The organism is Burkholderia sp. BCC1985 (genome assembly GCF_905339915.1).
In the GTDB taxonomy this organism is placed as follows: domain Bacteria; phylum Pseudomonadota; class Gammaproteobacteria; order Burkholderiales; family Burkholderiaceae; genus Burkholderia.
The window spans coordinates 120,308-129,404 of record NZ_CAJPGY010000021.1 but is presented as its reverse complement, the minus strand read 5'-3'; the positions used below and the strand labels follow the sequence as shown (position 1 = coordinate 129,404).

8 protein-coding genes are annotated in these 9,097 nt (G+C 66.2%); 7 read left to right on the top strand and 1 reads right to left on the bottom strand.

The annotated features are described in order from the left end of the window. Positions 1-117: 117 nt before the first annotated feature. Positions 118-1,275 carry a porin gene (locus tag U4Z31_RS22295; RefSeq protein ID WP_044844243.1) on the bottom strand — a complete coding sequence of 386 codons (1,158 nt, stop codon included), beginning with the start codon at positions 1,273-1,275 and terminating at the stop codon, positions 118-120. Positions 1,276-1,552: 277 nt separating this feature from the next. On the opposite strand from U4Z31_RS22295, the gene coq7 reads away from it, so the two are divergent. The 7 genes from coq7 (at position 1,553) to U4Z31_RS22260 (ending at position 9,081) form a co-directional block, all read left to right on the top strand. Further along, positions 1,553-2,179, top strand: a complete 627-nt coding sequence (gene coq7, locus U4Z31_RS22290; protein ID WP_044844242.1) for a 2-polyprenyl-3-methyl-6-methoxy-1,4-benzoquinone monooxygenase — start codon at positions 1,553-1,555, stop codon at positions 2,177-2,179. 388 nt (positions 2,180-2,567) lie between these two features. Beyond that, positions 2,568-2,996: a division/cell wall cluster transcriptional repressor MraZ gene (gene mraZ / locus U4Z31_RS22285; protein ID WP_006400450.1), complete on the top strand. Its 429-nt coding sequence runs from the start codon at positions 2,568-2,570 to the stop codon at positions 2,994-2,996. A 23-nt stretch (positions 2,997-3,019) separates the two neighbouring features. Continuing rightward, entirely contained in the window at positions 3,020-3,961 is a 942-nt protein-coding gene (gene rsmH / locus U4Z31_RS22280) for a 16S rRNA (cytosine(1402)-N(4))-methyltransferase RsmH (protein ID WP_044844251.1), read from the top strand. Next, positions 3,958-4,299: a cell division protein FtsL gene (ftsL, locus tag U4Z31_RS22275; protein ID WP_044844241.1), complete on the top strand. Its 342-nt coding sequence runs from the start codon at positions 3,958-3,960 to the stop codon at positions 4,297-4,299. Before rsmH ends, ftsL begins: the two co-directional genes overlap by 4 nt. Further along, positions 4,296-6,143, top strand: coding sequence for a penicillin-binding protein 2 (locus tag U4Z31_RS22270; RefSeq protein ID WP_321811392.1), 1,848 nt, complete (start codon positions 4,296-4,298; stop codon positions 6,141-6,143). Before ftsL ends, U4Z31_RS22270 begins: the two co-directional genes overlap by 4 nt. Continuing rightward, complete coding sequence (locus U4Z31_RS22265; protein WP_321811391.1) at positions 6,140-7,678, top strand: UDP-N-acetylmuramoyl-L-alanyl-D-glutamate--2,6-diaminopimelate ligase; 1,539 nt, start codon at positions 6,140-6,142, stop codon at positions 7,676-7,678. The genes U4Z31_RS22270 and U4Z31_RS22265 overlap by 4 nt, the downstream gene beginning before the upstream one ends. Further along, positions 7,675-9,081: a UDP-N-acetylmuramoyl-tripeptide--D-alanyl-D-alanine ligase gene (locus U4Z31_RS22260; protein ID WP_321811390.1), complete on the top strand. Its 1,407-nt coding sequence runs from the start codon at positions 7,675-7,677 to the stop codon at positions 9,079-9,081. The genes U4Z31_RS22265 and U4Z31_RS22260 overlap by 4 nt, the downstream gene beginning before the upstream one ends. The last annotated feature ends 16 nt before the right edge of the window (positions 9,082-9,097 follow it).

Sequence of the window (9,097 nt, the reverse complement as noted above, 5' to 3'; positions counted from 1 at the left end):
ACACCGCACACCGCACACCGCACACCGCACACCGCACACCGCACACCGCTTCGCAGCCCCAAAAGAAAAGGCGCCCGAAGGCGCCTTCAAGATGCTGCGGCTTGTCAGGCAAGCTGATTAGAACTTGTGACGGATACCGACACGCGCTGCGACTTGGTTGCTGGTCGTCGACGGATCGAGACCGTTGATCGAAGCATGTGCCTGAACGACGTTGCCTGCCGAGTCGAGCGTGTTGCCCGATGCATGCTGGTACACGCCGATCACGTAGACGTCCGTGCGCTTCGACAGGAAGTAGTCGACGCCCAGCGAGCCCTGGTGGTACTTGGCTGCCGAGTTGCCGTCGATCTTGCTGCCTTGCGTGTAGTCGTACGCCGCGCCGACGATCAATGCCGGGGTCAGCTGATACTTGAAGTTGATTTCGCCGTTGTTGAAGGTCGCGGTCTGGTTCACGAACGGACCGACCGAGAAGCCCTTGAACTTCGTGTTCGAGTACGTCGCGCCGATCGTCGCTGCGCCGAACGTGTATGCGCCGCCCGCACCGATGACCTGGTACGTGTTCGCGCTGTTCGCATACGCGCCGTAGACCGGCGACGACACGGCCGTCGCCGCAGCCGACGCGCCCGTATTGAACATGCCGCCGAAGTTCGCCGGCGTACGTGCGTTCAAGTAGCCGACACCCAACACCAGCGGGCCGTTGTTGTAACCGGCGCCGAGCGACCAGACCTGGTTCTTCGAGAACTGGCCGGCTTGACCGCCGAAGCTGTACAGGCCGCCGAACGAGAAGCCGCCGTAGGTCGGGCTCGTGTACTTGACCGCGTTGTTCACACGGTAAGCGTTGTTGAAGTTGTCGAGGTCGCCCGGGTGAGCGGCGATGTAGCCGCCCCACTGGTCGCCTGCCTCGAGCGGGCCGACGAAGTCGACGACGGAGTCGTACTGGCGACCCAGCGTGACCGTACCGTACTGGCTCGACAGGCCGACGTAAGCCTGGCGGCCGAACATCAGGCCGCCCTGGCCGAGCTTGCCGGAGTTGACGTCAAAACCGTTCTCGAGCACGAAGATCGCCTTCAGGCCGCTGCCCAGATCTTCGGTGCCGCGCAGGCCGAAGCGGCTGCCTTGCATCACGCCGCTTGCCAGGCCGTACAGGTGGCCGCCCTTGGCGTTGTTGTTGAAGATGAAGCCTTCATCGATGATGCCGTAAAGCGTCACGCTGCTTTGCGCATGTGCAGCGCCAGCAAACGCGCCCAGCGCGACGAGCGCGAGAAGCGACTTTTTCATTAACGGATCTCCAAGAATCACTGAATTTTTTTGGCGGGGCGGATAGTTATGGTGTGTTGACGGGCCCCATCAACTTCGCAAGAAGTCGCACGTAATGTAGCAAAGCCGATTTTTCCGACAAAGCGAAATGCCGTGGCTCAAGGTTGCCATGTTTCCTTTATGCAACAATGGTTAAAATCACGGGTTAACCGCAATTTCCGCTGAATAATCAAGTCGGTTACGTAGCGGAGCACGTGCCGTTGCCGCTCGCGGCAGCGCACGCAGCCAGGAGAACAGGATGGTGTTGGACGAACTGATCAGCGAATTCGATCGCGGCCTGCGATCGCTGACCGGCATTAGCCGGATGAGCCGCCCGGTGCCCGCGCCGGCGGAGCCGCCGGCCGGCGAACTGACGCCCGCGGAGCGCACGCATGCCGCCGGGCTGATGCGCGTGAACCACGTCGGCGAGGTTTGTGCGCAGGCGCTTTATCAGGCGCAGAAGCTGACCGCGCGCTCGTCGTCGTCGAAGGCGATGTTCGAGGAAGCCGCGCGCGAGGAGGAGGATCATCTCGCGTGGACCGCGCATCGGCTGAAGGAGCTCGATTCGCGTCCGAGCCTGCTCAACCCGCTGTGGTACGCCGGCGCGCTCGCGATCGGCGTCGTCGCCGGCACGCTGGGCGACAAGGTCAGCCTCGGCTTCATGGCGGAGACGGAGCGTCAGGTCGAGAGCCACCTCGACGGGCACCTGTCCGAGCTGCCGCCGACCGACACGGCGTCGCGCGCGATCGTCGAGCAGATGCGGCTCGACGAGGTGAAGCACGGCAAGGCCGCGACCGATGCCGGCGGGATCGAACTGCCGCTGCCCGCGCGGATGCTGATGCGCGCCGCGTCGAAAGTCATGACGCGGACTGCATACTATCTGTGACATTCGGAGGTGGGCGGCGCATGACGCCGCCCACCTCCGTCACCCATCGATACCGCCCGTTTTTTCCGCGTTTTCCCGCCCCCGAAAGCCCCGTCCGCACGCCAGTCTGGCCCGCCTTTCTCACGTATCACCTTCACAAGTTGCACTAGCTCATTCATTTATAACGGTTTTTGGTATGAGGGGCCGCATGAGCATGTGCGCGTAAGTCCTTGTTCTAACTAACAAAATTCGTCAAAAAACCGGGCCGCTCCCTTGACCGTGCCAAACCCTTCCTCTAAAGTGGGAGACAGTGTGAGAAAGTGTATTTTTGTGTGATTTGGCGGGCTATTCGGGCTAAATTCTTGAGCGTTGAGCGGGTGCTTCGGTGCCCTGAACGGGAGAGCGGAAAGTGTTCCAAGGGGCGTCGGCGCTGACGCTCGATGCGAAAGGGCGGATGTCGGTGCCGGCTCGCTATCGCGAAGCGCTGCAAGGACAGGCAGAAGGACGGGTGACTGTGACCAAGCACCCGGACGGCTGCCTGTTGCTGTTTCCGCGCCCCGAATGGGAGGTATTCCGCGCCAAGATCGCCGCGCTGCCGATGGATGCACATTGGTGGCGGCGGATCTTTCTCGGCAATGCAATGGATGTCGATCTCGACAGCGCGGGCCGGATTCTCGTATCGCCCGAGCTGCGGATGGCGGCCGGACTGGAAAAGGAAGTCATGTTGTTGGGAATGGGTAGTCACTTCGAGCTGTGGGATTCGCAGACCTACATCGCGAAGGAGCAGGCAGCGATGGCGCAGGGCATGCCCGACGCGCTGAAGAATTTCACGTTCTGATTGCGGTGACGGAGACGCCCGCGATGGGAAACGAATTGCAGCATCGGACCGTGCTTCTGGACGAAGCGGTCGATTCGCTCGTGACGCGGCCGGACGGCATTTATGTCGACGGTACGTTCGGGCGCGGCGGTCACAGCCGCGCGGTGCTCGCGCGGCTGGCGGCGGCCGGCCGGCTGATCGCGTTCGACAAGGATCCGAGGGCGATCGAGACGGCGCAGCGCATCGAGGATGCGCGCTTCTCGATCGTGCATGACAGCTTTGCATCGATGCGCGACGCGCTTGCGGCGCGCGGCGTCGAGAAGGTGTCGGGTGTGTTGCTGGACCTGGGCGTGTCCTCGCCGCAGGTGGACGATCCGGCGCGCGGCTTCAGCTTTCGCGCGGATGGCCCGCTGGACATGCGAATGGATCCGACGCGCGGCGAGTCGGCGGCCGAGTGGCTCGCGCGGGCTTCGGTGCAGGAATTGACGGAGGTGATACGGGATTATGGGGAAGAACGGTTTGCTTTTCAGATTGCAAAGGCGCTTGTTGCTCGCCGGGCAGAGTCCGACCGTCTTGGGCCTCTCGACACCACGGGCGAGCTTGCCCAAATCGTGGGTAACGTCGTCAAAACCCGTGAGAAGGGCAAGGATCCGGCAACCCGCACCTTTCAGGCTATACGGATTCACGTCAATCAAGAGCTTGCGGACCTGCAAGTCGTACTAGACGCGGCATTGTCGTTGCTGGAGCAAGGGGGGCGGCTGGTGGTCATCAGCTTTCATTCACTCGAGGACCGGATCGTCAAGCGATTCATGCAGGCGCACGCGAGCGCGCCTGCGGTCGATCGTCGCCTGCCGATCCGTGCCGTCGACCTCCCGAGCCCGCCGCTCAAGATCATCAGCCGTCAGTTTCCGAGCGAAGCGGAAGTTGCCGCGAATCCGCGCGCCCGGTCGGCCGTGATGCGCATCGCGGAGCGCGTCACGCCATGAGCCGCTTCAATATCTTCCTGCTGATCATCGTGATGGGCTGCGCGCTGTCGGTCGTCAACTCGACGAACCAGCAGCGCCAGATCTTCATCCAGCTGCAGCGCGCGCAGTCGCAGGAGCGTCAGCTCCAGCAGGACTACGCGCAGCTTCAATATCAGCAGAGCGCGCTGTCGAAGACGTCGCGTATCGAGCAACTCGCGAACGATTCGCTGAAGATGCAGGCGATCACGACGGGCCGCACCCAATACCTGACGCTGCCACCGGGCGCCGTGAAGGCGATCGACGCACCGATTCCGGCTTCGGCCGAGACGGCCGCCAAGGGCGGGGGAGGCGCGCGATGAAGCCGTCACAAAAGCGCCAGGACGTGAAGTTCTCGTCGAGCCCCGTGCTCGGCGTGCACCTGCCGATGTGGCGCTCGAAATTCGTCGTGTTCCTGCTGTTCATGGCGTTCGTCGCGCTGGCCGCGCGGGCGTTCTGGATCCAGGGGCCCGGCAACGCGTTCTATCAGAAGCAGGGCGAAAGCCGCTACCAGCGCACGATCGAGCTGCCGGCCACGCGCGGCAAGATCCTCGACCGTAACGGGCTCGTGCTCGCGACGAGCCTGCCCGTGCGCGCGATCTGGGCGATTCCGGATGCGGTGCCGGACGATCTCGGCGCGGACAAGGTCAATCAGCTCGGCAAGCTCCTCGGCATGACGCCGAAGGAACTGCGCGTGAAGCTGTCGGAAGACAAGGGTTTCGTCTACGTGAAGCGCCAGGTGCCGATCGACATCGCGGACAAGGTCGCCGCGCTCGACATCCCCGGCGTCTATCAGCGCAACGAATACAAGCGCTTCTATCCGGAAGGCGAGATCACCGCTCACCTGATCGGCTTCACGAACGTCGAGGATGAAGGGCAGGAAGGCGTCGAGCTCGGTGACCAGAAGATGCTGTCCGGCACGTCCGGCGTGCGCCGCGTGATCAAGGACCGGATGGGGCACATCGTCGAGGACGTCGCCGAGCAGATTCCGCCGCACAACGGGACGGACGTCGACCTGTCGATCGACAGCAAGATCCAGTACATCGCGTATGCGAACCTGAAGGCCGCCGTCGAGAAGTTCAAGGCGAAGGCCGGCGCGGCGATGGTGGTCGACGTGCGTACCGGCGAGGTGCTCGCGCTCGTCAACTATCCGACGTACAACCCGAACGACCGTTCGCGCATGACGGGCGAGCAGTTGCGCAACCGGATCATGACCGACGTGTTCGAGCCGGGCTCGATCATGAAGCCGTTTACGGTGTCGCTCGCGCTCGACCTGCACCGCGTGACGCCGAACACGCTCGTCGAAACGGGCAACGGGCATTTCGTGCTCGACGGCGCGCCGATCACCGACGACGCGGGTTTCGGCACGCTGACGGTCGGCGGGGTGATCCAGAAGTCGAGCAACATCGGCGCGACGAAGATCGCGATGACGATGCGGCCCGAGGAAATGTGGAATATGTATACGAGCATCGGCCTCGGTCAGGCGCCGAAGGTCGGGTTCCCGGGCGCGGTGGCCGGCCGCCTGCGTCCGTGGAAGAACTGGCGGCGCATCGAGCAGGCGACGATGTCGTACGGCTACGGCCTGTCGGTGTCGCTGTTCCAGCTCGCGCGCGCCTACACGGCGATCGCGCACGACGGCGAGCTGATGCCCGTGACCATTTTCAAGACCGACCCCAATCAGCCGATCGTGGGCACGCAGGTGTTCAACCCGACCACCGCGCGCGAAGTGCGCGCGATGCTCGAGACGGTGGTCGCGCCGGGCGGCACGTCGCCGGATGCGGCCGTGCCGGGTTATCGGGTCGGCGGCAAGAGCGGTACCGCGTACAAGCATGAAGGTCACGGCTACACGCGCAAGTACCGCGCGTCGTTCGTCGGGATGGCACCGATGCCGAATCCGCGCGTCGTGATCGCGGTGTCGGTCGACGAGCCGACCGCCGGCAGCCACTTCGGCGGCCAGGTGTCGGGCCCCGTATTCTCGGCGATCGCGGGCGATACGATGCGTGCGCTGAACGTGCCGCCGAACATGCCGATCAAGCAACTGGTCGTGTCCGACGACACGCCGGGCGCGCCCGCCAAGACGGGCCCGCAAAAGCTCGCCGCCGGCGGCGGTGCGAAGCATATGATCGTATCCAGCACGACACGTAATTCACCAGGAGTTGTTCGATGAGCGCCGCTCGCAGTTCCCATCCGGCGCATCAGCAGATCGCGGCCGCGCTTGCGTGGCTGCGCCAGCATGTGGCCCCCGCGGCGCAACTGCATGCCGACACGCGCAGCCTGCAGGCAGGCGACGTGTTTCTCGGCTATGCGGTCGACGGGGCAGACAATCGCGCCTTCATTGCCGAGGCCGTCTCCCGCGGTGCGGCCGCCGTGCTGTATCAGCCGGAAGGCCTCGCAGCCGCGCCGGCCGCACCCGTCGCACTCGCGGTGCCGGCGCTCGACCAGCTGGCCGGCGAGATCGCCAGCGGCTGGTACGGCGACCCGAGCGACAGCCTGCTCGCCATCGGCGTGACCGGCACCAACGGCAAGACGTCGTGCACGCACTGGATCGCGGCCGCGCTGACGGCGCTGCACCAGCCGTGCGCGCTGATCGGCACGCTCGGCAGCGGCATGCCGGGGCAGCTGGTGCCGACCGGCTTCACGACGCCGGACGCGCCGCAGCTGCAGCGCAGCCTCGCGCAACTGCACGACGCGGGCGCAAAGGCCGTCGCGATGGAAGTGTCGTCGCACGCGCTGCACCAGGGCCGCGTGAACGGCACGGCATTCGACATCGCCGTGTTCACGAACCTCACGCAGGATCACCTCGACTATCACGGCACGTTCGATGCGTACGAAGCCGCGAAGTCGAAACTGTTCGCATGGCGCGGCCTGCGCGCGGCGGTCGTCAATCGCGACGACGCAGCCGGCCGCCGCCTGCTCGAGAAGCTGGCCGGCCGCGTGCGCACGATCGCCTACGGAATCGGCGACGTGCACGCGGCCGACGCCGATCGCGAACTGGTCGCGCTCGACGTGCGCGCGACCGCCACCGGCACGGCATTCCGCCTGTGCTCGTCGTGGGGCGACGCGGACATCGAGGTCGGCACGCTCGGCACGTTCAACGTCAGCAACCTGCTCGCGGTGCTCGGCTCGCTGCTCGCGGCCGACCTGCCGTTCGACGCGGCGGTCGCGGAGATTGCGCGGCTCGAGTCCGTCAACGGTCGCATGCAGCGCCTCGGCGGCCGGCTGGCGAACGACGAACCGTTGGTCGTGATCGACTATGCACATACGCCCGACGCGCTCGAGAAGACGCTCGACGCGTTGCGCCCGATCGCGGCGGCGCGCGGCGGCCGGCTCGTCTGCATGTTCGGCTGCGGCGGCGATCGCGATGCGACCAAGCGTCCGCTGATGGGCGCGATCGCCGAGCGGCTCGCCGACGAAGTCGTCGTCACGAGCGACAACCCGCGCAGCGAGGATCCGCAGCGCATCATCGACCAGGTCATCGCGGGCATGACCGCGCCCGATCGCGCACGCCGCATCGAGGATCGCGCGAGCGCGATCCTGCAGGCCGTGCGCGGCGCCGCCCGCGAGGATGTCGTCGTGCTGGCCGGCAAGGGGCACGAGGCAACGCAGGAAATCATGGGCAAGAAGCGCACGTTCTCCGATCAGGATCACGCGCGGCTCGCACTCGCGGCACGCGCGACGCACGGCAAGGGAGGCGGCGAATGACGATGCTCACTCTGGGCGAAGCCGCCCGCCTGATTCCCGGCGCCACCGTCCACGGCGATCCGGACACCACGTTCGAGCGCGTGTCGACGGACAGCCGCACGGTCGGCCCCGGCGACCTGTTCGTCGCGCTGAAGGGCGAGCGCTTCGACGCGCACGACTTCCTCGGCGACGTGGCCGTGCGCGGCGCGTCGGCGGCGCTCGTCGCACACGTGCCGGCGGGCCTCGCGATGCCGGCGATCGAAGGCGGCGAAACGCGTGCCGCGCTCGGCGCGCTCGCGCACGGCTGGCGCAAACGATTCGCGCTGCCGCTCGTCGCGGTGACGGGCAGCAACGGCAAGACGACCGTCAAGGAAATGATCGCGTCGATCTTCGCCGCGGCGGTCGGTACCGACGCGCGGCTCGCGACGGCCGGCAACCTGAACAACGACGTCGGGCTGCCGCTGACGTTGCTGCGCCTGTCGACCGCGCATCGCCTCGCGGTGATCGAGATCGGCATGAACCACCCGAGCGAGACCGAAGTTCTGGCGCGCCTCACCGCGCCCACGGTCGCGCTCGTCAACAACGCGCAGCGCGAACACCAGGAATTCATGGCGACGGTCGAAGCCGTCGCGCTCGAACACGCGGCCGTGATCCATGCGCTGCCGCCGGACGGCGTCGCGGTGTTCCCGGCCGACGATGCGTACGCGGGCATCTGGCGCGTCGCGGCGACCGGCAACCGGATCCTCGATTTCGCACTGCACGACGCCGAACGGCAGAACGATGCGCAGGTCGTCGGTCGCCTTCACGGCGGCGAACTCGCGATCGACACGCCGGCGGGCGCCGTCACGGTGCGGTTGCGTGCGCTCGGCGAGCACAACGCGCGCAACGCGCTGGCCGCGACGGCCGCGGCGCTGGGCGCGGGTGTCGAACTCTCGGCGATCAAGCAGGGCCTCGAGTCGTTCGAACCGGTCAAGGGCCGGCTCCAGGTGAAGCAGGCGATCGCCGGCAGCCTCGCGGGCGCGACGGTCGTCGACGATACGTACAACGCGAACCCCGATTCGATGCGTGCGGCGATCGACGTGCTTGCTGCCCATCCGGCGCCGCGCGTGCTGGTGATCGGCGACATGGGTGAAGTCGGCGACGAAGGCCCGGCGTTTCACCGGGAGATCGGTGCGTATGCGCGCGAGCGCGGCATCGATGCGCTGTTCGCGCTCGGCGATGCGTCGCGCGATGCGTGCACGGCGTACGGCGAGACGGCCCGCCACTTCGGCGACGTCGGCGCGCTGGTGACGGCGCTGCTCGCGGCGGGCTATGGCGCGCGGGCGACGGTGCTCGTGAAGGGCTCGCGGTACATGAAGATGGAGCGCGTGGTCGACGCGCTGACGAACCAACCCGCGGCGGGCACGGTGCCCGCCGCACACTGAGTAGAAGGAAGGAAGC

What these genes read in the sequence shown, in the direction of transcription:
- ftsL (WP_044844241.1), top strand. Translation starts at nt 3,958, where the DNA reads ATGAGCCGCTTCAATATCTTCCTGCTGATCATCGTGATGGGCTGCGCG.
- U4Z31_RS22295 (WP_044844243.1), bottom strand. Translation starts at nt 1,275, where the DNA reads ATGAAAAAGTCGCTTCTCGCGCTCGTCGCGCTGGGCGCGTTTGCTGGC.
- rsmH (WP_044844251.1), top strand. Translation starts at nt 3,020, where the DNA reads ATGGGAAACGAATTGCAGCATCGGACCGTGCTTCTGGACGAAGCGGTC.
- U4Z31_RS22260 (WP_321811390.1), top strand. Translation starts at nt 7,675, where the DNA reads ATGACGATGCTCACTCTGGGCGAAGCCGCCCGCCTGATTCCCGGCGCC.
- U4Z31_RS22265 (WP_321811391.1), top strand. Translation starts at nt 6,140, where the DNA reads ATGAGCGCCGCTCGCAGTTCCCATCCGGCGCATCAGCAGATCGCGGCC.
- U4Z31_RS22270 (WP_321811392.1), top strand. Translation starts at nt 4,296, where the DNA reads ATGAAGCCGTCACAAAAGCGCCAGGACGTGAAGTTCTCGTCGAGCCCC.
- coq7 (WP_044844242.1), top strand. Translation starts at nt 1,553, where the DNA reads ATGGTGTTGGACGAACTGATCAGCGAATTCGATCGCGGCCTGCGATCG.